A 24,255-nucleotide genomic window follows, 5' to 3' on the forward strand; every position below is an offset into this window, starting at 1 on the left:
TCTAAAACTAAATTTTAATTTCTTAATTTTTAGAGGCATATTAGATTAGGTTTATTCAATTATGCTTAATTAATAATGTTTTTATTTTTATTGATGTCTTTTTAATTGTAAGTTGCTTGCTGAATCTAAAGATTCTATTAATGCATTAGTATCTTTGTAATAAGAGCCATCATAAACATTAGCCTCGTTTGGGTTTTTATTTAATCTCTTTATTTGTGTAATCTTGATTGATTGATTTATATGTTGAGATTTTTCTCTGGAAGATTTTTTGATTGTGTTTGAATTTTTTTCAAAATATAAATCTTGCATAGGGGATAAACTTGCTATATCAAAAATATCTGATATTTTCTCTATTTTATTGGGATTGTTTGCATGATCCAAGTTTTCTAGATCAATGCCTTCTAATCCTAAACCTAAATCTTCTTTTAATATGTTATTATCCCTATTGAATTCATTTGTTTTTATGAGATTTTCTGTAGCATGTTTTTTATATGTAATAGGTTTTAGCGCAAACTTTCCTTCATTTATTTTTCTTATAACTTCATGATCATGCTCTATTAACTTTCCATTTTGTAAATAATTAATTTGGAAGTTATGGTTAGACTGTACGAACTCTATATTTATATTAAATGATCTTTCTATATCAAATATTTGCTCTTTATAACTGTTCAAAATATGAGTCAGAATTTCTTGTCTAGTGCCTACTATTATTTTTGTTATTCCATCTTTTACAGCTACTATTCTGATGTTTTTTATAATAGAAGAAACAATTATGCTTGGTAATTTAAGGAAGCCGATTCCTTTGCACGAGCTGCACTTAGAGTGTGTAGATCTTAATATATTTGTCCTGATTTGTTGTCTCGACATGCTAAGTAATCCAAATTTATCTATATTACCAACATTAAATTTTGCTTTATCATTTTCTAATCTAAGCTTTATAGTTTCTTCTAACATTTGTTCATTGCTTGAGCTGTTCATATCTATAAAATCAATTACTATCAATCCACCTATATCTCTAAGTTGTATTTGGTGAGCTATTTCTTCTGCTGCTTCTAGATTTACTAATAATGAATTCTCATCTATATTTTTTACTTTTTTGCATGAACCGGAGTTTATATCTATTGCTGTAAGAGCTTCGGTATAAGATATTTTTATATATCCACCACAAGGAAGGTTTATTCTATCACTATACAGCGCTTCTATTTGATCCATAATCTCATGTTTTTCAAAAATAGGTTGTTTATCTTTATGTGGTTTTATTTTTATCCTGTTTTTTATAATATCTTTTATTTTTAAATGACCTTCAATATGTATTTCTGTATTTTTCTTATAATAATCTCTTATAATTTTCTCTGCTAAGTTAAATTCTTCTCTTATTAAATGTATTTCTTTTTTAGAATAACTTTCTTCTATTGTATTTAGTATTTTTTGAACATTTACGCAGTCTTGATCCAACGCTTCTAGGTTTTCATCTTCAGATTCTTTTCTGAAAATTACATTTAGACTTTCTTTGAATCCTTTTTCATTGAACCAATTTTGTAGAATTTCTCTTTTTTCTAAAGAAGTTATTTTTTTTGATATTCCCATGTTTTTTACTTTATTAGCAACAAATATCATTAAAAGGGTTTTTATTTCTACGAATGAAGTTAATGTAACTCCTTTATTATCCTTCTCATCTTTAGTGACTTGTACCGCTATGAACTCTCCTTTTCTAAGGACTTTAAAAGCATGAGAAAATGGTAGAAATCCATTTTTTTCATTTCCATAGTTTATAAAATATGCTTGTAAAGAGTGCTCGACGTGATCAACTTGTCCTAAATATATATTTCCTATTATAGATTTTTTATCATTTGATTCATAAAAGAAGTGAACTAATCTTTCCTCTTCTTTTATAGCTACTTGTAAATTTTTTTCATCAGATGCATCTATTAAAATGCTTTTCACACTGGAATCGTAACATAATTTGACTAATTAAAGAACAATTATGAAATAACAGAGCTAGATTTTAACTGATCAACTATCTTTCTATAGAATTTACAAATTTCCCCAGCTCCTATAAAAATGAATGTATTAGGTTCTGTCTTAGATCCTGACTTGTGTAAATTTCTGATGTTTTCCTTCTTATTATCTTTTTCTGCTTTTAAAGTTTGATCTAGATAAATTTCTAATTCATTATACTTATCAACCTTAGTTAAATTATATGAACCATCAAACTGCTCTTTCATAAAATTATTTAGCATATTAAAAAACTTAATATCTAACTGTTTATCTTTTATTTCCCCTGCAGAATGTATAGGCGCTACTATTATATTTTCAAATCCTTCTAAGCATTTTACAAATGAATCTAAGTTGTTGAAAAGTCTGCTATATTTATGTATTTCCAGTATTATTTTTACATTTTTATATTCTCTGTTTTTTATGCAATTTAGTAATGCTTTTATTTCAACTGGATGATGAGCATAATCCATAATATAAGTGTTTTTAGAATCTGAATAACCTTCCATTCTGTTTGACATGCCAGGAAATGTTTTCATGGACTTTAAGATTGTAGAATCATTTATGTAAGTACCTTCATTTATTAGATTTTTTGCTAATAATATAACAGAAAGTGCATTTTCTATATTATGTTTTCCTATATTATTCATCATTATATTTTCTATATTAAAATAAACCCTATCTCCGCTAGATTTTTCTGTAAAAAAACCTTTAACATCGAAAATCATAGAATCTTTATTTATACTTATGTTTTCTGCATATATATTTGATTTTATACTTTTTAAAATAGGTTCTTTTGAATCAATTCCATATGAATGAAGTGTTCTGTTTATTTTATGCATATTGTTTAACTGATTATTTAACTGAGCATTTGATTTTTCTTTATGACTAAATTTATCAGCCTCTTTCTCTTCTGAAAAAATTTTATCAAAACATGAAATATGAGATATAACATTATTTACAGCAAATTTATTAAAAGCTTTGTTGAGGTTTTCCTGTGTTTCATAGTAATCCATATGCTCTCCATCTATATTTGTTAATATATTCCAGTTACCAGAGAGTTTTTGCATAGATCCATCTGATTCATCTGATTCAATAACTGCAAATTTACTTTTATTTAATTCAGATAGTTTTCCTACTTCTAGTATTTTATCTCCTAGTGCGTAAGATGGATTTTCTTTAGCAGTTTTTAGTAACCAAGTTATCATACCAGATGTAGTGGTTTTTCCATGGGATCCAGAAACACATATAGAAATAGCATTTTCAGGAATTATTTGTTTTAGAAAATCTGCTCTGTGAAATATAGGTATTTTTTTTGAAATTGCATGAATATATTGAGGGTGAGTTTTTTTTATTACTCCAGTAGTTACAATACAATCTGCTTCGAAATCTGTAGAATTTTCTGGTATGTTTATCCAGTTAGATTTGTTTTTTTCTTCTTTCATTGATTCGAACTTTTTATTATTAAAGTGTTTATTGTAACTTTTACTTTCATTTAGTTGATTTGTACTTAATTCGTTATTCTGATGTAATCCACTGCTACTATCATCGCTGCCTGTAAATTCATATCCAATCTTAGTAGCCCATTCTTTTATAGCTGATATTCCTTTTCCTCCAGCTCCCAAAAAATGAATTTTTTTTATATTTGTAGAGATTGTTTCAGGTTTTTTCCACAGATTTCTAAGGTCTTCTAGATTATCTATTTTTGTATTTGTATTTTTGTTAATTTTACTTCTCCTATCCTGTTACATGTTTAAATAAGAAAATAAAGGTTTTATTTTTATATCAGGTTTAATATTTAGTTAAATAGAATAATACTTATTTTCATCTTTAATTTAAACTTGATTAGTTTTTTTATGATCTTCTACTATTTCGTTCACTATGATTAATCCTCCATGTACGGGCATCCACTTAGATAAGTTCATAGATTTGCTTTCCAAATTAAACTCTTCATTTTTCATTTTTTCTTTTTTCTCTTCAGCTATTTTAACTTCATTTGTTTGATTTGATTTCGTTAATGTATCCTTTTTTATATTTGTTGTATTATCTTCTGAGGTATTTATTTCATTGTTTAAACCTTCTGAGTTATTGATATATTTATATACTTTCATGATTAGATTTGAAACATAATCCGGGGTACACATTTCTTCCTTAACACACCAACCTCCAGTGCTGCTTTCGAACCATAATGCATTCCTTAATTGATGATTATCTTTTGATTTAGACCAAGGAACTAGCATTGCTGGTCTCATTGATGCTGTTAAATCACATATTGTAGAAAAGCCTGCTCTAGCAAATACTAAGTTGCTCCAAGGTAAAGATGTATTTGTATCAATGAATTTTTCTAGAGATACCTCTTTAAATCCGATGTTTTTGTAAATTTTGTCAAAATATTCATAATCCTTGCCGACTTGTTGTCTTATAGAGATTTGACTTAAAACTTCTTTAGGTAATTTACTAAAAGCACTTGGAAGTATGAATTTCCAGAATGGTGTGTTTATACTACTTCCAATTACTAGTAATTTTATTCCTGAATTAATTTTTATAGGGTAGGATTTTATAGAATGCCTTGGTATTAACCCTACAATAGAAGATTTTTGCTTATTAGCTTTAATGTTAAAAGATGATAAAAAGATTTTATTACAAAAATACCCTAGGGCTCTGTTTGCTTTACCCATTATCTGATCACCTTGATATATATACATTTTTTTTCTTTTTAGTTTAGCTGCTATACAAGCTGGTAGGGATATGTAAGCTCCAAATCCAATCACACAAGAATTAGGATTGTTTTTTATTATTTTCATGGATTTGAATATACTTTTAAAGAACTTTATTGGATGTAACAATATATTCGGTAGAATTGGAATTACATATATTTCATCAAATAAAGTTTTATCAACGTATTTGTAGCCTCTTTGATCGGTGATCATAATTCTTTTTATATTTCTTGCTTTTGCAAAAAATGCAGTACCATTTGCAGTAAAAACATGACCAGCTGTTCCGCCTCCAGAGAATACTATTGTTGAAATTTCCACAAAACAACATTATCTTGCATTATGGTAAAAAGCAACAAAAGTCAAATTGATGAATATATTAGTGAGTTTAATTTAGATTACAACAAGCGAGTTCTTTCTAGCTCTATGACAAAAGATAAAATTAATAAAAATATCTCTATCTCTGGTTGGTTAGCAAAAAAAAGAGATCATGGGAATATGATCTTTATTGATGTTCGTGATCATAAAGGAATAATTCAATGCATCATAGATAAAAATCATGAGAAATTTGAGGAAATTGAAAAATTAAATGTAGAGAGTGTTATTTGGATAAATGGACTTGCTACTGCTAGACCTAAAGAATCTATTAATGAAAAAATAGATTCTGGTTATATAGAAATAAAGGTAGATAGTTTTGTTATTTTGTCTAAATCTGAAACATTGCCTTTTGCTTTGCATCAAGAAGATATAGGTGAAGAAATACGGTTAAAGCATAGGTATATAGACTTAAGAAGAGAAGATTTAAAAAATAGAATAATTCTTAGATCTAATGTAATTTCAGAAATGAGGAGTGCATTAGAAGAAAAGGGTTTCATAGAAATTCATACTCCAATTTTGACATCAAGCTCTCCAGAAGGTGCTAGAGATTATTTAGTTCCTAGCAGAGCAAATAAAGGTAAGTTTTATGCACTTCCACAAGCTCCGCAACAATTTAAGCAGCTTCTTATGGTTGGAGGTTTTAATAAATATTACCAAGTTGCTCCATGTTTCAGAGATGAGGATTCCAGAGCTGATAGGACTCCAGGTGCTTTCTATCAATTAGATTTGGAAATGTCTTTTGTTTCTCAAGAAGATATTTTTGAGATCATGGAAGGCCTTTTGTACAGAATTTTCTCAAAATTCAGATCAGATGTTTTTTCTTCAAAACCTCCATTTAAGAGAATAAAATATCAAGACTCTTTAATGTTATATGGAACTGATAAGCCAGATTTGAGGATTGATCTACAGTATTTAGATTTTACAGAATTTTTTGTAGAAAACACTCCGAAAATCTTTGAGCAAGTTTTACAAGATGGAGGAAAAATTTTGTGCCTTCCTGTAAATAACTTAAGCTCTAAGAGTAGGAAGTTTTTTGACGGAATGAATGACTTTGCTCGTGAGCTTGGTGCAAAAGGGCTTGGCTACATATGCTTGTCTCCTGAGAAAAAAGGAAGCATGTCTAAATTTTTGAGTGATGAAGTATGCAATAAAATTAAAGAAAAGGCTGATGGCGCTTTCTTTTTGGCTGGAAAATTTTCTGAAATAGTGAAATGCATGGATCCAATAATTAAGAAAATTTCTAAAGAAATGGATTTAATTAAAAAAGATAGATATGAGTTTTGTTGGATTATAGATTATCCAATGTATGAGATGGATGATAATGGTAAATGGGATTTTTCTCACAACCCTTTTTCGATGCCTCAAGGTGGAATGAGTGCTTTTGACTTAGACCCAAGTGAGATTAAAGCTTATCAGTATGACATAGTTTGTAATGGTATAGAGCTTTCTAGTGGAGCTATTAGAAATCATGATTTAGATATAATGTATAAAGCTTTTGATGTAGCTGGATATACAAAATCAGAAGTAGATGAAAAATTCTCTGCAATAACAGAGGCTTTCAAATACGGTGCTCCACCTCATGGTGGATCTGCTCCAGGAATAGATAGAATAGTTATGCTTTTGTCTGATATGCAGAATATCAGAGAAGTAATACCTTTTCCTTTAAATCAAAGTGGTCAAGATCTAATGATGAATGCTCCTTCAGAAATAGAGGAAAGTCAATTAAAAGACCTTGGCTTACAATCCATAAAAGAAGATTAAATTACAATACAATATTTAATTAATTTAGATTCAGAAGATATAGATTTAAAAAATCTATTCTTTTTTGATTAGTGTTAATAATTTAAGTAAATGTGAAAACATAATCCTGTAAAAAGATTTGTGTTATAGAATATGCTCTGAATATCTTTCTAATTCATATTCTGAATATTTTAGATCAAAGTCTACTATATCCATTTCTTCACTGCTTAACAGGCCAATAAGCCCAGCTGCTCTAAGCATGTCATTAAAATATTTATAAAACGGTTTCAAGAGAAAAACCAACCCCTCATTATTAGTTATCGTTTTTCCTATCGAATATTTTTCTAATATAGTTGTGTTGTCTTTATCTAATGTTTTTATATAGAAATTAATAGTTTGCCCTAAAATATCTTTACATTCATAAATCTTTAGATAATTTCCACTGAGATTTTGTGTTGATTTGTATATAGTTTGCCCTATACTTCTGCTAAAAATGGTGCTATGTTTTGAATTAATTTTAAATTCACTTAGGAATTGATTTATGTGGCTTACTAGAGAATGCATAAGCATGTTTCTTCTATACTGTTCTGGTGCTAAAGGATATATTCTAATAAACATAACTTTACTAACTTGTGATAGAGCAGCATAAGATCCTGGGTCACAATAAGTTGATATAAGCATTAAACAATCTGAAGGGATTATTAATAAATCTCCACTATCTATTTCTTGCATGTGTGCTGGATTTGTATTCTCAGTTTCAATCTTTTTTTGTTCGTAATCATATTCAATTTCTGCTATAGTCAATTCTTTAAAGTTGTTTATTGCTTTTGTAATGCTTTTAGGTAAAATTTCTGGAAAACCTTCTGTTTTTTGTTTCTTTGAAACCTCTAGATCTATAATTTTATAAGCTTTATTCACCTCTTTTTCTTTGCTCTTTTCAAGCTCTTCATATGCTTTTGATTTTATTTCTTTGCTTATTTTTGAATATATAATTTCATTGTATATAATTCTGCTCTTTGTAGACATATTTTTTAGAAGTTTTTTTAGTTTCTTTAAAAATGATTTCTTTTCTTCCTGCTTTGTAATAATTAAGTTTGAGTTTTTTCTAGAATCTATTTTAGTAAAATCACTTACCCATTTGTTTATTATTTCTGTTCTGATTTGTGATTCCATAGAAGTTAAACGTTCGAATTGTTTTAAGGTTTGAATTTCCTTATATTTACTGCTTCTTAATAGTTCTACGTGTTCTTCCATAAATTCCTGTTCTATGCGCTCTCTAGCTTTTCTTTCTGATGACTCTGCTATATCTAAGAGTGGGTTTTTAAATATAATATACATTCTGTTTAATTCGAGATTTTCTTCATTTATTATACTTTTCATCTCTCTCGCACTATCTTGACACAAAGCATCTAAAGATCTTTCTTGTTTGTCTTTAAGATATTTTTCATCTCTAGTCTTTTCTTGCCTTTTGTATTCTCTTTTTACTTGTTTATCTGAAATGAAATCAAAAGTTCTTTTTAGATATTTCATTTCGTCAGAGGTTTCATTAAAAGTTTCATCTTCATTTTGTCCTGAATATAGTTGGTAATGTGATTGATCTATAATTAGCTTTAATAAGCCATTTTCTAATTTCATACTTATCTTATCTGATAAAAATGATCTTTCTGAAGAAATAAATGTATTTGCTTTTACTAAATATACATCTTTTTCATTAAATTTGACTTCAAATGTAATCTCGTATTCTAAGGGTTTTGTGCACCTTAAGAATCCTATAACATTTTTGTCTGGCATTTTTTCTCTTAAAGATTCTAATGTGTTTCTAGATTCTAATGTATGTTCTGGTTCGTATTTTTTTTCGATATCTAAATAAAAACAAGATATGTTTTTTATAAAAAAAGTTAGTAGTAAGAAAGCATTAAATAAAACATTCATAATTCATTGTATGAAAATGTTTTTTATTGTCCATAGCAAAGTAAGAAAAATATTTTATTTTATTTTGCACAAATAATATTATGTAAAAGATTAGATATATATGTTGTGTAGAAACTAATCTGGTATTATGCATAAAATTGAAAAGCATAAAAAATAAATTATAATTTAGCTTTTATTTATCTTCTAAGAAAGATTGATTAAGAATGTAAATTATTTACAAAAAACAAATAGAATGTAATAATTAAAGTCATAGCCGGGTTAGCTCAGTTGGTAGAGCGGCTGATTTGTAATCAGTAGGTCGTTGGTTCGAATCCAATACCCGGCAAATTTCTCAAAATCTTTTTAATAACATAAAAAAGTGCTTTCTGTTGAATGGAAGAGTGTCTTTCTAATAGTAGGTATTTTATTATGATATAAAATTATTTCAATTCTCTAAGAATTATTTTTTTCGAATTGCTGAATCTCATCAAATTTGTTATAAGTTCTAGCATGAATAAATTTTTTATTAATAAGTGTTTTTGTTTGACTGTTTTGTACAGCAAACATATTGACAGTGGAAACTTGTGTTCAAGAATTAATAATTTCCCAAAATATATTGTAGGAAATGTTTGTTGTTTTAAGAAAAATGAAAGTTCATTTTCTGATATACCTGAAGATATTATTCAGTATGTTTGCAAGTTTTGTGATTTTAAAGCACATTTACAATTTAGCAATGTAAATAAATATATGCATAAAATAAGAGTTAGAGATTTGCTTGTAAGGAAATATATATATGATCATATTTTAGCAAAAACAAGCTCACCATATAAAGCTCTTTGTGAAAGCAAGGGAATATTAGGAATGAAAAAAAGTGATATGTTGATGCGTAAGTATATATATTGATAAGAAAATAAATACTGCAAAACTATTTTTACGTATTATATGATTTATGACCAAATTAGATTACTGAGATGTAACCTAAATTGAAAAGTATATGGAAATAAAAATTACAGTATATTGATTATAAATGAGAGTAAATTTTATATGTTGAAGGTGAATTTAGTGTTATAATCCGCGCATGAATATATCTAATTTATCCATGAATAAGAATTTACCAAGAACTTGGGCTATGAAATGTGCTCAAAAATTATTAAAAAGGGATTTTATTATTCTGGAAACTGGATATGGGCCTTCTGGGTTGCCTCATTTAGGCACAGTAGCTGAAGTTATAAGAACAAGAATGATACAAAACTGTTTAGATATTCTAGGAAAAGAATCTAAAATAATAGTTTTTGTAGATGATATGGATGGATTCAGAAAAGTACCTACAAATCTTCCGAATCAAGATATGTTAGCGAACTATTTGCACCTTCCTCTTTGTAAGGTTCCAGATCCATTTGGCTGCTGTGAAAGCTACGCTGATCATAATACGAATGAGCTGATTAAGCTTTTAAAAACTTTTGGACTAGAAGATAAGGTAGAAATTATGAAATCTAGTGACAAATATAATTCAGGTGAGTTTGATGAAAATTTGGTTCAGGTTCTTAATAATTATGAAAAAATATTAAATGTAATGTTACCAACCTTAGGAGAAGCAAGACAGAAAACTTATAGTCCATTTCTGCCTATATCTCAGAAAAATGGACATGTTCTTGAAGTTAAGATAGAAAAGTATTTAAAAGAAGAAAAAAGTATATGCTTCTATGATCAAGGTGAGTTGGTTAAAATGCCGGTAACTGGTGGAAATTGTAAACTTCAGTGGAAAGTGGACTGGGGAATGAGATGGGCTGCTCTTGGAGTCGATTTTGAGATGTACGGCAAGGACTTAATAGATAGTTATTCTGTTTCTAAACAAATATGTACAATTTTAGGATCCAGAGCTCCTAATAATATGGTTTACGAGCTTTTCCTTGATTCAGAAGGAAAGAAAATATCAAAATCTAAGGGTAATGGAATAAGTTTGGAAGAATGGCTTAATTATGCAACAGAAGATAGTGTAAAGCACTTTTTGTTTTTGAATCCTGATAGGGCAAAAAATCTAGACAAAAAGGATTTGCATAAATATGTAGATAATTACTTGTCAGATCTTGAGAAGTATAGGAATTCAATATCAAATTCAGATTTACATTCTAACTTTGCTTTGGATAATCATCCTAATCATCCTAGCTTTGCTTTGGATAATCATCCTAGCTCTGCTTTGGATAATAGTTCTAGAAAAGATTTTGTTTTAAATGAGCATGATTATAGAAATATCACTGAAAATCCTGTTTTTTATGTGCATGAAGGTGTAGTTCCACCTGTGTCTAGAGTTTCATATAGTATGATTTTAAATCTTGCTAAAGGATTAAGAAGCCCTGATTTCCTTACTTTCAAAAATTTTATAGAAAATAAGATTGGGAAATTAAATATAACAGAAGACAAGGTTGTAGAATCAGTTTTTAAGTTTTATGAATCTTACAAAACAAAACCTTCTGAAACTCCAGAATGGATAAAATCTTACATGAAAGTTTTCTTGGAGAAATTAGATTCATTAGAGTCTGGAAATGATATGCAGCAAGAATTGTACTTACTTGGAAACAAAGCTGTTTTTAATAATGATGTAGCAGATTTAAAAAGTTGGTTCAAAGCTATCTATGGAATCTTGTTTGGGGAAGAGTCTGGACCAAGGTTAGGCCCATTTTTCGAATTATATGGTAAAGATGAAGCTAGAAAAATGATCGAAAGCATTATTTGATGCCTGAATTGGATAGTATAATTGATAAAAAGAAATTGAGAAAAGGAGTGTACTTATACATTCATTGGCCATTTTGTAGAAAGAAATGTTCTTATTGTGATTTAAACAGCCACGTTAGAGATTCAGTCGATCAAGAAGTTTGGATTGAAGCTATTTTATCAGAAATTAACTATTGGAAAGAGAATTTGCCATATGATTTCGTACAAACTATTTTTTTTGGAGGAGGGACTCCATCTCTAATAAAACCTAAATATATAAGAAAAATAATTAACCATATAAAATCACTTTGGGAATACCCTGATTACTTGGAAATTACTTTAGAAACCAACCCATCTCACTTAGAGACTAATTCTTTAAAAGAGTTTCGTGACTCTGGAATAAATAGAATATCATTTGGTGTACAATCTTTAAATGATGAAATTCTTGAGTCGATAAATAGAACACACTCTGGCCAAGAGGCGTTAGATCATATAAAAGAAGGCTTGCAAATATTTAACAACATATCTGTTGATGTTATGTATGGATTGCCAAATCAATCAATTGAGGTTTTGGAAGATACTCTTGAAAGGCTTATATCTACTGGCATTCATCATATTTCTATATATGAACTTACTGTGCAAAAAGGCACTTTATTACACTTTCAAATCAAAGAAAATCATCTAACATTGCCAGACGATGATAAAGTTTTTATGTTTTACAAAAAAATAATGCAAATTTGTAAAAAGCATGGATTCGAAAAGTACGAAATATCTAACTTTGCAAAGAAATTAGTAGTTAAGGTTTGTGATCAAAAAGTGGTGTTAGAAAATAATGATGTGGATAGAATATGTGAGATAGATAGTGAAATAACAAAAAGTGAAAACTATAATAAAGATATTAAAGACAAGCTCTTTAGTAAAGATAAATTCTTAGAAAATATAAATAGCTTTTCAGGCAGTTCAAACGAGAGCAATAAGTCATTTTGCGATTATAGATGTAAGCATAATTTAGCATATTGGACAAGTAAACCGTTTTTAGGAATAGGTCCTGGAGCTTGTAGCAGGGTTGAGATTGATGGAAAGTTGTATGGTTTGGAGAATAGTAAAATTCCAGAAGAATGGATTTTAAATGTACAAGAAAAAGGATCCTCGCTAGTGGATAAAGAGCATATAAATTTTGAAAAAGATTTCTTGGAAAATATAATGATGGGATTAAGAAATGTTGATGGTATCGATTTGGATGAATTAGAAAATAGATTCAAGTCTAAGTACGAATCTCTTTTCAATAAAGAAAAATTACAGCAGCTTATTAATTCAAAATATTTAATAATTTTTGATAAAAGAATGAAACTTACTGAATCTGGATTGATGAGATATAATGCCGTTTGTAAGTATCTTACTTGATCTATGATTACTTATTTATAGGAAATGTATTTTAAATAAAACCCAAGAAAGAAAATATTCTAAAATGCTCTAAAACTGAATTATAATCAATTAAAATATTATCTTAAGTATTATTTATTCCCAGTGGATCCAAATCCACCTTTTCTTTCCGATTCAGTTAATTTATCTGTTAATTGAAATTCTGGAGATTCATATTTTGATATTACCATTTGAGCAATTCTTGTATATGGCTGCAAAGCATAAGCTGCCTCTCCAAGGTTAGACAAAATGACTTTAACTTCATCCCTATAATCACAATCTATAGTTCCAGGAGAATTTAGTACCACAATTCCATGTTTTAAAGCTATACCAGATCTACATCTTATTTGAGCCTCATATCCTTCAGGAATCTCCATACAAAACCCTACAGGCACTAAAACTTTTTCTCTTGGATGTATGATTATTTCAGAAGTTATTTTAGCTCTTAAGTCTAATCCAGCGCTTCTTTCTGTCATTCTCTGTGGTGTACACTTTTCATCAAGTAGTTTTATCTTGAATATCATGGAAATAATATATACTTAAATCAGTTAATATCAATATTAAAAATCATTATATGTAAAAATTAATAAATAACTGGGCAAGTTTATGTATGTTTTATATAAACATGGTTTAGGAATGCATAAATATATCTATTAGATTTCAAAGTTATTAATCTAGTTTATAGAAAATAGCTATATGAAAAAATCAAAAATATCAATTAATGAAAATCAAATACTTTAAGAAATTTTGTTTGGATTATTATTTAGAAGTGATTTGTGTAGGTATACAAAAAGGCTGAAAAAGGAAAAAAGCATAGAAAGCCAAAGAAGTAACATTCCTCCCTTTATATCTAGCAAAAGCATTCCCATACTTACCATCTGAGATATTGTAGTAGTTTTTCCAAAATTATTCACATAAATATTTCTCTTTTTTATTGCATTCATATAATTTCTCAAGAAATAAACAAATATATTTCTTACAATTATTAAATAAACAGTTGTGGTGTGTATGCCTTTTATATGCCCAGTTTGTATTAAAGTTACTAAAATAGAAGTTAAAAGTATTTTATCTGCCATAGGGTCTAAATGTTGGCCTATACTTGTCTTAGATTTATATTTCCTTGCTATAAAACCATCCAAAAAATCAGAAATACATGCAATAAGAAATAGAACTGCTGATAATAGTTTCATTTTAAATATTATTAATAAACATATAAAAGGAGTGACAAATATTCTGAATATCGTTAATAAGTTAGGAGATATCATAGGGAAATATTAATTTTAAAAACAAAAAAAATCAACGATTTATCTGATTAATAGTTTGTATATATAATTTTCAATCAAAAGAATATATTCCAATAGACTTTCTAACCTCTTGTATAGTCTTTTCATACTCTATATTAGCGTTATAAGTTCCATTTTTTAATATAGATATCATATCTTCATCTTTTAACTGTAATCGTATATTTTGTATTGGTGTTAAAAATGCTCTTAAAGATTCAAAAAGAATTTGTTTTATCTTTATATCTCCAAGCCCACCTTTTTTATAGTTCTCTTTAAGCTCTGATAAATGTTCTTTGTCTTCGTAAAATGAATCTAAATATGAAAACACGACATTTCCTTCTATTTTCCCTGGTTGATGTACATGTATATGATCTGGATCTGTATACATACTAAAAACCTTTTCTCTTAATGTCTTTTCATTGTCGGATAGATAAATCGCATTATTTAATGACTTGCTTGCTTTTGATTTTCCATCTATTCCTACTAATTTAGGTTGATCTGATAGGAGTATTTCAGCTTCTCTTAGGCAGTTTGAATTATATTGTTGTGAGAATTTTCTTACAATTTCGTTTGTTTGCTCTATCATGGGAATTTGATCCTTACCTGCTGGAACTACATCAGCTTGTATTCCTGTTATGTCTGCAGACTGACTTACTGGATAGCAAAGAAACCCAGCTTTTATTGAATCTTTATATCCTTTTTGTAATATTTCTTCTTTTATAGTTGGATTTCTTTCTAATCTTCCTAAAGTCACTAAATTCATATAGTAAAAAGTCAGTTCGTAAAGTGAGTTTATTTGGGATTGAAGTAAGAAAGTTGTTTTTTCTGGGTCAATTCCTACAGATATATAATCTTTCATGATTTCTAGAATGTTTTCTGACTTAAAACTTTCATCTGTTAGAGATTGAAGGTCAGCGATCATTACATACTGTTCATGTGAATTTTGCATTTTCACTCTGTTTTGTAGTGATCCTACATAATGACCTAAATGTAATTTTCCACTTGGTCTATCTCCAGTGAGTATTCTTTTTTTCTTAATACTTTGTTTTGTATGACTTTTATCTAAAAGATCTTGAGTTGATGAATTTTGCCCTAAAAATGATTCTGGCTGATTGTTTTTGTCAGTTTTTTCTTTATTTTTTGCAGAAAAACCTATATTTTGTTCAGAAAATGAATTATGCATATGTAAATTATATAATTAATTTAATATAATTAAACCTGAAAATTTATGAGAACTATAAGAATATGGGGTAGGCATGCTGTGTTTTCAGCTCTTTCCAATAAACAAAGACAAGTTGAGAGTATTATTTGTATTAAAAAATACGCTGAAGAAGTTAAACAAATCAGAAGAGTAAGTATAAAAATTGTTGATAGAAGGCATTTAGATGATATTTTGCCGGGTGTTCAACATCAAGGTATATTATTAATGTGTTCTTCATTAAATACTTGTAAGCTTTCTACATGTGATCATATTAATCCAGATGACAATATATTGGCTTTGGATCAACTTCAAGATCCACAAAATATAGGAGCTATAATGAGATCAATGGCTGCTTTTAATTTTAAGCACCTGCTTGTTACAAAAGATAGATGTCCTGAATTAGATGGAGTTGCTGCAAAAGCATCTTGTGGTGGGATAGATAGAGTCCATATATTAAAAGCTGTAAATTTAGCTGATTCTTTAATAAGGTTGAAAAAGAATGGTTTTTGGTGCTTTGGTTTAGAAGGCAATGAAAAAGACGAATATAAAAAATATAGCGGAAATATAACAAAAGGAGTTGTTTTGGTTGTAGGAAGCGAAGGTTTTGGAATTCGTGATAGAATCAAGTCAGAATGTGATGGATTTATTTCTATAGATACAAATCCTGAATTTCCAGTTTTAAACGCTTCTGTAGCAGCTTCGTTAGGTATGCATATAATAAATAATGGAGATAAGTATGTACCAAAAAAATTAGAAAAAGACACGAGTTGTTTATGAAATATAAAGCTATGTTGAAGAAAATAATAAAACAAATGTTTATTAGAATGATTTTTAAACAAAAACCTAAACAGGGAATAAAATTAAAAAATATAAGTATAAGAAAGAGAATTAAAAGATGGATATAAATAGCAAAATTTGTATAAAAAAAATTATTATTTTAGTAAAAGGATTCATATATGACTATAACTAAGTTTGTTTTAGATTCTATTAAGCCATTTAGAGGTGCAATATTCCTTATGGGTGCTGTTGTGGCTCTTATATCTATTGCGATTTCAGGCTTTCATGTTGTTTCAAAGTATTTAGTTGATGGGTTTGATGTCTATTCTAAAACTGGAAACTTGGACAAAGTTTACATCTCTCTTTTATTTCTAATAGCTAATGTAATTATTTACCAAATAGCTTTGAGAGCTAGAGAATATCTAGAGATAAGATTTGTACCTAAATTAAAGAAAAATGTAGTTGACATTCTTTCTTCAAAAATACTTTTCTATCCCTATGTATTTTTTAAGGATTTTGATGCTAGTAAGTTTGTTTTCTCTGTTTTCCAAGTCTCAGAATCAGTATCAGATCTTATAATAGATTATTTGTCAGATTTCTTTAAAGGTTTTTTGAATTTAGTATTGGCAGTTGTTTTGATGTTTTCAGTGCATTTTACTATAGGTGTAATAGGTCTTGCTTGGGTAATATCTTGGATAATTTTATCAATATTTTTAGCAAAGAGAGCAAATAAGTTAGCTTACAATCTTGCTGATAGCAGAAGTACTTTGTCTTCTAAATGGAATGACACATTTAAGAATGTAGATTCTGTATTTATATATAATGGTTCTAATTACGAGTCTTCTAAAAATATGAAATTCTCACATGATACCATGATACAAGAAAAGAAAATGAATGTATTTATATTGAATATAAATATTATACAAGGAACTGTATTTATATTGGTTACTATAGTTTCAATTTTTACATTGTTAAATTTGTTTAAGCAGGGGCAAGTAACTGCTGGTGATTTTATTCTTATAACAGAAACAATACATTCTATAGGGGCAAATTTATGGGATTTTGCACAGGACTTTTCATGGTTTATATCTGATTTAGGAAAAATAAGCCAAGGATTAGATATGACTAAAACTCCTCTAAAACAAGCACTTTTGACAAGCAATGTGCAAATAAAAAGCCACGATATTCTATTCAACGATGTTTCATTTAGATACTCAGGATCTAGAGATGTTTTCAGTAATAATGGAGAAATAGCTATAAAACAAGGAGAGAAAATAGGGCTAGTAGGAGCTTCTGGTAGTGGAAAAAGTACATTTATAAAGCTTATGTTAGGTTTAATGCACCCTAAATTTGGTTCTGTTAAGGTTGGTGGAGTTGATACGAAAGAAGTTTGTTCTGATTCTCTTAGAAAGAGCTTTGCTTTAATTCCTCAAGACAATTCACTGTTTGAAGATACAATAATGAACAATATAAAATATGGAAGCTTTGGCTCTACTGAAGAAGATGTAATAAATGCAGCGAAAAGAGCAAATATACATAATTTCATAAGCTCTTTGCCAGATAAATATGAAACTATAGCGAAGAATAATAATTTTTCTGGTGGTCAAAAACAGAGGATAGGAATAGCTAGAGGTTTCTTGAGGGATGCTAAAATATTTATATTTGATGAGTCAACATCTGCTTTAGACACTGTGACAGAAAAGGATATACTTGCATCTATAAATGATATAGAAAGCTCAAAAACAAAGATAATTATCGCTCATAGACTGTACAATGTTTTTGATGCAGATAGGATCTTTGTATTTGATAAAGGCAGAATAGTTCAAATTGGTTCTCATGAAGAGCTAAAAGAACAAAATGGTATTTATAAAACATTCTTTGATATACAAACTAGACAGATTTAAAAAACATTTTTTTGGTAATTCAGGTTAAATGTTTAAAAAAATAAGCTGAGTAAAGATGAAGATAAAGATAGGTTCTCAAAGTGCAGATATTTTTATGTCTGAAATTATTTATATTAAGGTTTAAAGTAAGTTTATTTTCTTAAGCGTTGATTTTTTTGTGTTTAAAACATAATTTGGTTTTGTGAATGCAAGAATATTTAGAAATGAACACAGGTTTAAAATTTTTAACACAAAGTTGCCAATTTATGCATCTTTGTTGCAGGTTATAGGGTTTTTTGCTCTTTGGTCTATGTCTGAAAACAAGAAAGCTTTAAGTCATTTAGTAAGGCTTATTGCTATGATACCTATATCTTATTTGATTAGAAAAGTTAGGCCTAGTTTGATTTTTTCATTTTCTGATTTTTTCTATTTTATATGTGTATTGCTGTTATTATTTACATTTTTATATTCTAAAAAGCATATGGGAGCATATAGGTGGCTTAATTTATTTTTTATAAAAATACAAACCTCTGATTTGATGAAAGTAGGAGTTTTGTTGTATTTAAGTAAATTTTTGCACATATCTAGCTCTTCATTTAAAAGTTTTGCATATGTTCTGTGCATAGTCTTTATACCTTTCTTCTTTGTTATGAAACAACCAGACTTAGGTACTTCTTTGATCATATTAGTTACTGCTATTTGTATGATTTATATGCATAATTTCTGGTGGTTTTTATCTATTTTTTTGTCAGGAGTTTCTTTCGTTCCATTTGTATGGAAATTTCTACACTCTTATCAAAAAAACAGAATAATGGCTTTTCTAAACCCAAGCTTAGACACAAAGGGGATAGGATATCATTCTAATCAATCTATAATAAGCATAGGTTCTGGTGGTTTCTGGGGGAAAGGTGTTGGGAAGTCTACGCAAAGCACAATGGGATTTTTGCCAGAAAAACATACAGATTTTATAATATCTCACATAGCTGAAGAGTTAGGTTTAATTGGGATTTTTATTATAATTTTGCTTTTCTTCTTAATTTTATTGGAGATTTATAAATTGATAAAAAATGTAAAAATAAAATATTACAGAATGTTATTGATAGGTATATCTTCATATATTTTGTTTCAAGCTTACATGAATATTGCTATGTCAGTAGGGCTTTGCCCAGTTGTTGGAATTACATTGCCATTTACATCTTATGGAGGATCTTCTCTTCTTTCTATTTGGATTTGTATTGGTTTGGTGGAAAACATAGCTTCGAATCAAAATTATGTACTTCCTGGTTCTGATTTTTATAAAACTTAAATCTACAACTTTCAGTTTATTTAAAGATGTATAAATTAATCTTTAAGTTTTTATGAAGATTAGCCTGTATATTATTTTGTAAATTTAATAAATTAGATTATAATAGAAGCATGAACTTAATTATAAGACTATTTAATTACTTTAGTTTTTTATTTTTATTATCTAGATCTGATTTGAGAGCTGATCTAAATACAGATGTTCAGCAAATTTGTAGAGGATTGGTAATATCTAAAGCTGTAGATCCAAATAGAGAAAACTTGATTGGTTTTGTACAAAAAACAAGTGACAAGAAGTTAATTTTTGTCAAGAAAGAAGAACTAAAGTTTAATTTTTTCGAAATTAATGAGCATAACTCAATAGATTTTATTACGAACTCTAAATTAAAAAATAATGAGCTAATAGTTAAAAAAGATTTTGTGAGCTCACTGTTATCTAAGCTTGACAAAACTTCTGTAGAAGAAAAAATTACTGATTTTTTAAAGGATGTTTTTGAAAAGCGAAATGAATCTGATTATTATATTAATCATGAGAAGGGATTAGAGAGAAAACTTGAAGAGTTGATTTTGGATATAAAGCATCTTAGCAAAGATAAACCAAGTGTTGTAAATACTGCTTTTGGAAATAGATTATATTTTGGTGGTGAGAAGTACCAAATTATTAATGTGCCAGGAGATGGTCTTTGTGTCATAAGAGCTTTTATAGCAAGCTTAAAAGATTATTTTGATAGATTGAAAGAAGCTGGAACTCCAGAAGATGAATTATATGCAAATGTGAATTATGAAGAAGAAGTAAAGAAGCTTTTATCGATTGATCATAATAAAACAGGAAAACTTGATTCTGAAAACATGAAAAATGCATATTATTCTTTGTTTAAAAAATATCTAGAAAAAGATTTAACAGAAGAAGAAAGTAATTATATTTTTAATTCTTTTTTTAATAGTGCTTTTGCTGACCATAAAGTTAATTTTAAAATTAATAAAATTAGCTTTCCTTCACAGTATTTAAAACAATCTACTTTCAGTGATGTTTCTGATTTTTTTAAAAATAACTCTGATGAGATGAGTGATGGTCTTATTTTGAAGTTTGTTGATTACTTTAAAAGTAAAAACCAATTTGATGGAAAATATGACTCTACTGTGCTTCCTGAGAAATATATAGAGCCTTTAATAAGATTTGCACATGAAATGCACGAAGAAAAAAAATGGAACATAAAAGGAATTATGAATATGTATTTAGATTCTGGATCAGGTTTTACTTGGTTTAATTACGATTTTATCATAATGACAGGAAATATTATTGGGTTGAAAACTTTTTTGGTTAGAAATGATAATTCTAAGATATTCCTATACTCACATGAATATTCACAAAAAGATAATATTTTTATATATAGCTCAGGTGGGCATGCTCAATATCTTAGAAAGATAAATTCTGAAACTTAATATAAGTTACAATTTTCATAATTTTCTTATGTCTGAAAAAGAGAAATAAATATTATAATAAGGCTAGTTTATTATAAAAGTTTTGATGTAGGTGTTTTTGTATAACTTTGTGATGTTTTTTATTCAACTTAGTTTATTATTGTTTTTTCTTTAAATATATTTAAATTAATTAACTTTAAACTTCTCTTAAAAGCCTTTTTGTTACAAAGTTTTTCATATATCATGTTTATTAGATGAATTACACTATTAATCAAGGTGATCGAAAAGTTCCCGTAGAAGTTAGAGGGAAAAACAATGTTGCTAAAAAAGATACTAAGAATGCTAACCAGTTATCCACAAAAGAAAAAGAAGTAAGAGATGCTGCTGTAAAGAAAATTGACAGCCTGCTTAGTAAAAAATCCGAAAAATCTGAACCAAGGTACTTTGGTGGAAAAGGATCTTCTGACAATAAAGATTCAGAAAAGAGATCTTACAGCTCCTCTGAAGGAAGAAGATTCGGTGGCGAGAAAAGGTTTGGAGATAGACCAGGATACAGTAATTCAAGTAGATTTGGAGGAGACAGAAGGTTTGGAGACAGACCTTCTTATAACAGATCCTCTGAAGGCAGACCAACAGGTAATAGATTTTCTAATGAAAGATCTGGTGATAGCAGGTTTTCAGGAGAGAGAAGATTCGGAGATAAGCCTGGATATGGGGATAGAGTAGGATTAGAAAAGAAGTTAGGGGAAAGACCTTCATACAATAGGTCTTCTGATGATAGGTCTAGTGACAATAGATTTTCAGGTGAAAGAAAGTTTGGAGATAGACCTTCATATAATAATGGTCCAGGAAGATTTGGTGGCGAAAGAAGATTCGGAGACAGACCAGGGCATAGTAGTGGAAATAGATTCGGTGACAGACCTTCTTATAATAGATCCTCTGATGGTAGATCTGGAGATAGCAGGTTTGGAGGAGAAAGAAAATTTGGTGATAGACCAAGTTATAACAACTCAGGTAAGTTTGGAGACAGACCTTCATACAACAGATCTTCTGATGATAATAGATCAGGTGAAAGAAGATTTGGAGACAGACCTTCATATAATAGGTCCTCTGATGGCAGATCTGGAGATAACAGATTTGGGGGAGAAAGAAGATTCGGTGACAGACCTTCTTACAATAGAACTTCTGATGGTAGATCAGGTGAGAATAGATTTTCAGGTGAAAGAAAGTTTGGAGACAGACCTTCTTATAATAATAATGGTCCAGGAAGATTCGGTGGAGAAAGAAGATTTGGAGATAGACCAGGATACAGCAGCGGAAATAGATTTGGAGACAGGCCATCTTATAATAGATCTTCTGACGGTAGATCAGGTTATGGACCTAGAAACTTAAGCAATGAAGAGAATAGAAATAGAAAAAATGTATTAGATAGGTTTAACAAAGGCGGAAATAATCCATCCACTGCACGAAGAGGAAGTTCTGGTCCTGGAGGAGCTAAAAAAACTGAATTCGGCCAGAGTGATATTTTTGAAAAAAGGACTGTTAGAAGGAACTTTTCTACACCTGTAAAGAGAAATTATTCAGATAGAAGAGGGGATGAAAGAAAATCTAGATTCAGAGGATCAGATCAAAATTCTAACGAAAAATTTTCACACAGATTTTTAGGACAAATACATTCTGCTGATGATGTGGATTTTTCTTCTTCATCTTACTTTAAAAAACCTAGAGATAGAAAAAAGCAAAAAGATAATGTCATTAGAGTTGCTATTATACCTCAAGAAGGAATTTCGCTTATTGATTTGTCTACTCAAATAGCTGTTAGATCTAAAGATATTAAAAAGAAATTAGAAGAATTCGGTGTAAAAAATTCTAATGAAATGATTGATTCAGAAGTTGCTTCTCTTATTGTAGAATCTTTTGGTCATAAGCATAAAATTGAGAGATCAGAAATGAATATAGAGCCTGAAAAAGGTGAATTATCTGAACATAAAAGATCAGCTCCAGTAGTAACTATAGTTGGTCATGTAGATCATGGTAAGACATCTTTACTTGACTCTCTCAGAAAAACAAATGTTACTTCTAAAGAAGCTGGTGGTATAACACAGTCCATAGGTGCTTCTCAGATCTTCCTGAAAGACAAAGAAGGATTTGTTACATTTGTAGATACTCCAGGGCATGAAGCTTTTGGTTCTATGAGAGCAAGAGGTGTAAAACTTACTGATATAGTTGTGCTAGTTGTTTCTAGTGATGATGGAATAAAAGAGCAAACAGTAGAAGCAATAGATCATATCAAAGCTTTCAATGCACCTTTGATAGTTTGTTACACAAAAATTGATAAGGGTAGAAAAAATATAGATAAAATCAGACAAATGCTTATATCACACGATATAGTTGTCGAATCAATGGGTGGAGAAACTTTAGAAGTAGAAGTTTCTGCTCATACAGGAGAAAATCTAGACAAATTCTTGGAAACCATATTAATGCAAGCAGAAATTATGGATCTAAAATCACATTACGAATGTAAGGCTAGTGGAATAGTTATAGAATCTAGACTTGATAAACATTTAGGCCCTGTTTCTTCTATTTTGATAAAAAATGGAAAATTAAAACTTGGAGATGCTTTTGTAGTAGGAAATACTTATGGAAAAGCTAGGATAATGAATTCCGTTGATGGGAAGAAAATAAAAGAAGCACTTCCATCTATGCCAGTGGAAATAATGGGATTAAAGGGAGTTCCATTTTCTGGAGATGAGCTTATTGTTGTTGAAAATGAAAAGAAGGCTAGGGCAATTGCTGAGTATAGAGAAAATAATAAAGATAAAAGTAAAAGCAATGATAAAAAAGAAGTAGATATATTGGATTACTTCAAATCTGAAGAAAACTTTGAAATGAATTTTGTTATTAAAGCAGACTCATTCGGATCTTTAGAAGCTTTAGAGGCAGCTGTAAATAAGATAGAATTTGAGAAATTGAATATCAACATTGTTAGATCTGGAACCGGAGATATAAATGAAAATGATATAATGATAGCAAAAAGTTCTGGGTCAATAATTATAGCATTTAATGTAAAAGCTGTTTCAGGGATACAAAAGCTTGCTAAAAAAGAGAGAGTGAAAATAAAAACATACTCAATAATTTATGAAGTATTAGACTATATTAATAATTTTGCAGAACATGTTTTGGCTCCAAAAGAAGAAGAAGTTTCTCTGGGTATGGCATTTATTAAAGCTATATTTGAGAAAAAGAAATTGGGAACAATTGCTGGTTGTGAAGTAGAAAAAGGAGTTGTGAAGCTAGGTAGCTTTGCTAGAGTAATTAGAAAAGGTGAAGTTATATATACAGGTAAGATAAATAGCTTGAAACAAAGAGAAAATGACAAGACAGAGATGGAAAGTGGTCAAGAATGTGGAATAATCATAGATGAGTACACAGATTATGCTATAGGAGACAAGATAGAGAGTTTCATAATAAAGAAAAAGAACAACTCATTTGAAGAATAATTTATTTAAAGAATA

General features: G+C 28.9%; 16 protein-coding genes and 1 tRNA gene. 10 read left to right on the top strand and 7 right to left on the bottom strand.

Annotated elements, in window-relative coordinates:
• Positions 1-87: 87 nt before the first annotated feature.
• The 3 genes from FZC36_RS01300 to FZC36_RS01310 all read right to left on the bottom strand — a co-directional run bounded on the left by FZC36_RS01300 (position 88) and on the right by FZC36_RS01310 (position 5,030).
• Positions 88-1,944 (bottom strand): ribonuclease E/G, encoded by a 1,857-nt coding sequence (locus FZC36_RS01300; protein WP_148972193.1) that lies wholly within the window; start codon positions 1,942-1,944, stop codon positions 88-90.
• 38 nt (positions 1,945-1,982) lie between these two features.
• On the bottom strand, positions 1,983-3,620 hold the full coding sequence (locus FZC36_RS01305; protein ID WP_148972194.1) for a Mur ligase family protein: 1,638 nt from the start codon (positions 3,618-3,620) through the stop codon (positions 1,983-1,985).
• Positions 3,621-3,830: 210 nt separating this feature from the next.
• The gene (locus FZC36_RS01310) at positions 3,831-5,030 is read right to left on the bottom strand and encodes a UDP-N-acetylglucosamine--N-acetylmuramyl-(pentapeptide) pyrophosphoryl-undecaprenol N-acetylglucosamine transferase (RefSeq protein ID WP_148972195.1); all 1,200 of its coding nucleotides are present in this window, start codon (positions 5,028-5,030) and stop codon (positions 3,831-3,833) included.
• 21 nt (positions 5,031-5,051) lie between these two features.
• On the opposite strand from FZC36_RS01310, the gene aspS reads away from it, so the two are divergent.
• The gene (gene aspS, locus FZC36_RS01315; RefSeq protein ID WP_148972196.1) at positions 5,052-6,848 is read left to right on the top strand and encodes an aspartate--tRNA ligase; all 1,797 of its coding nucleotides are present in this window, start codon (positions 5,052-5,054) and stop codon (positions 6,846-6,848) included.
• Between the two features lie 123 nt (positions 6,849-6,971).
• Here aspS and FZC36_RS01320 read toward each other — a convergent pair whose 3' ends face one another.
• On the bottom strand, positions 6,972-8,759 hold the full coding sequence (locus FZC36_RS01320) for a hypothetical protein (protein WP_148972197.1): 1,788 nt from the start codon (positions 8,757-8,759) through the stop codon (positions 6,972-6,974).
• Between the two features lie 252 nt (positions 8,760-9,011).
• Here FZC36_RS01320 and FZC36_RS01325 point away from each other — a divergent pair.
• The 4 genes from FZC36_RS01325 to hemW all read left to right on the top strand — a co-directional run bounded on the left by FZC36_RS01325 (position 9,012) and on the right by hemW (position 12,854).
• Positions 9,012-9,084, top strand: a tRNA-Thr gene (locus tag FZC36_RS01325).
• A gap of 164 nt (positions 9,085-9,248) precedes the next feature.
• Positions 9,249-9,641 carry an F-box protein gene (locus tag FZC36_RS01330; RefSeq protein ID WP_148972198.1) on the top strand — a complete coding sequence of 131 codons (393 nt, stop codon included), beginning with the start codon at positions 9,249-9,251 and terminating at the stop codon, positions 9,639-9,641.
• 175 nt (positions 9,642-9,816) lie between these two features.
• The gene (gene lysS, locus FZC36_RS01335) at positions 9,817-11,472 is read left to right on the top strand and encodes a lysine--tRNA ligase (protein WP_148972199.1); all 1,656 of its coding nucleotides are present in this window, start codon (positions 9,817-9,819) and stop codon (positions 11,470-11,472) included.
• Complete coding sequence (gene hemW / locus FZC36_RS01340) at positions 11,472-12,854, top strand: radical SAM family heme chaperone HemW (RefSeq protein WP_148972200.1); 1,383 nt, start codon at positions 11,472-11,474, stop codon at positions 12,852-12,854. Before lysS ends, hemW begins: the two co-directional genes overlap by 1 nt.
• A 110-nt stretch (positions 12,855-12,964) precedes the next feature.
• Here hemW and dut read toward each other — a convergent pair whose 3' ends face one another.
• From dut to trpS, 3 genes are all read right to left on the bottom strand, one after another.
• Complete coding sequence (dut, locus tag FZC36_RS01345) at positions 12,965-13,396, bottom strand: dUTP diphosphatase (RefSeq protein WP_148972201.1); 432 nt, start codon at positions 13,394-13,396, stop codon at positions 12,965-12,967.
• A gap of 213 nt (positions 13,397-13,609) precedes the next feature.
• Positions 13,610-14,137: a CDP-diacylglycerol--glycerol-3-phosphate 3-phosphatidyltransferase gene (gene pgsA / locus FZC36_RS01350; protein ID WP_148972202.1), complete on the bottom strand. Its 528-nt coding sequence runs from the start codon at positions 14,135-14,137 to the stop codon at positions 13,610-13,612.
• A gap of 70 nt (positions 14,138-14,207) precedes the next feature.
• Complete coding sequence (trpS, locus tag FZC36_RS01355) at positions 14,208-15,194, bottom strand: tryptophan--tRNA ligase (RefSeq protein ID WP_222912615.1); 987 nt, start codon at positions 15,192-15,194, stop codon at positions 14,208-14,210.
• Positions 15,195-15,383: 189 nt separating this feature from the next.
• On the opposite strand from trpS, the gene FZC36_RS01360 reads away from it, so the two are divergent.
• The 5 genes from FZC36_RS01360 (at position 15,384) to infB (ending at position 24,240) form a co-directional block, all read left to right on the top strand.
• On the top strand, positions 15,384-16,133 hold the full coding sequence (locus FZC36_RS01360) for a TrmH family RNA methyltransferase (protein WP_148972204.1): 750 nt from the start codon (positions 15,384-15,386) through the stop codon (positions 16,131-16,133).
• Positions 16,134-16,312: 179 nt separating this feature from the next.
• Positions 16,313-18,037 carry an ABC transporter ATP-binding protein gene (locus FZC36_RS01365; RefSeq protein ID WP_148972205.1) on the top strand — a complete coding sequence of 575 codons (1,725 nt, stop codon included), beginning with the start codon at positions 16,313-16,315 and terminating at the stop codon, positions 18,035-18,037.
• Between the two features lie 181 nt (positions 18,038-18,218).
• Positions 18,219-19,322 (top strand): FtsW/RodA/SpoVE family cell cycle protein, encoded by a 1,104-nt coding sequence (locus tag FZC36_RS01370; RefSeq protein ID WP_148972206.1) that lies wholly within the window; start codon positions 18,219-18,221, stop codon positions 19,320-19,322.
• 110 nt (positions 19,323-19,432) lie between these two features.
• Complete coding sequence (locus FZC36_RS01375; protein ID WP_148972207.1) at positions 19,433-20,761, top strand: hypothetical protein; 1,329 nt, start codon at positions 19,433-19,435, stop codon at positions 20,759-20,761.
• 233 nt (positions 20,762-20,994) lie between these two features.
• Complete coding sequence (gene infB / locus FZC36_RS01380) at positions 20,995-24,240, top strand: translation initiation factor IF-2 (RefSeq protein WP_148972208.1); 3,246 nt, start codon at positions 20,995-20,997, stop codon at positions 24,238-24,240.
• Positions 24,241-24,255 lie beyond the last annotated feature (15 nt).

This window comes from Candidatus Nesciobacter abundans, assembly GCF_008189525.1.
GTDB lineage: Bacteria > Pseudomonadota > Alphaproteobacteria > CAJXXZ01 > 1604HC > Nesciobacter > Nesciobacter abundans.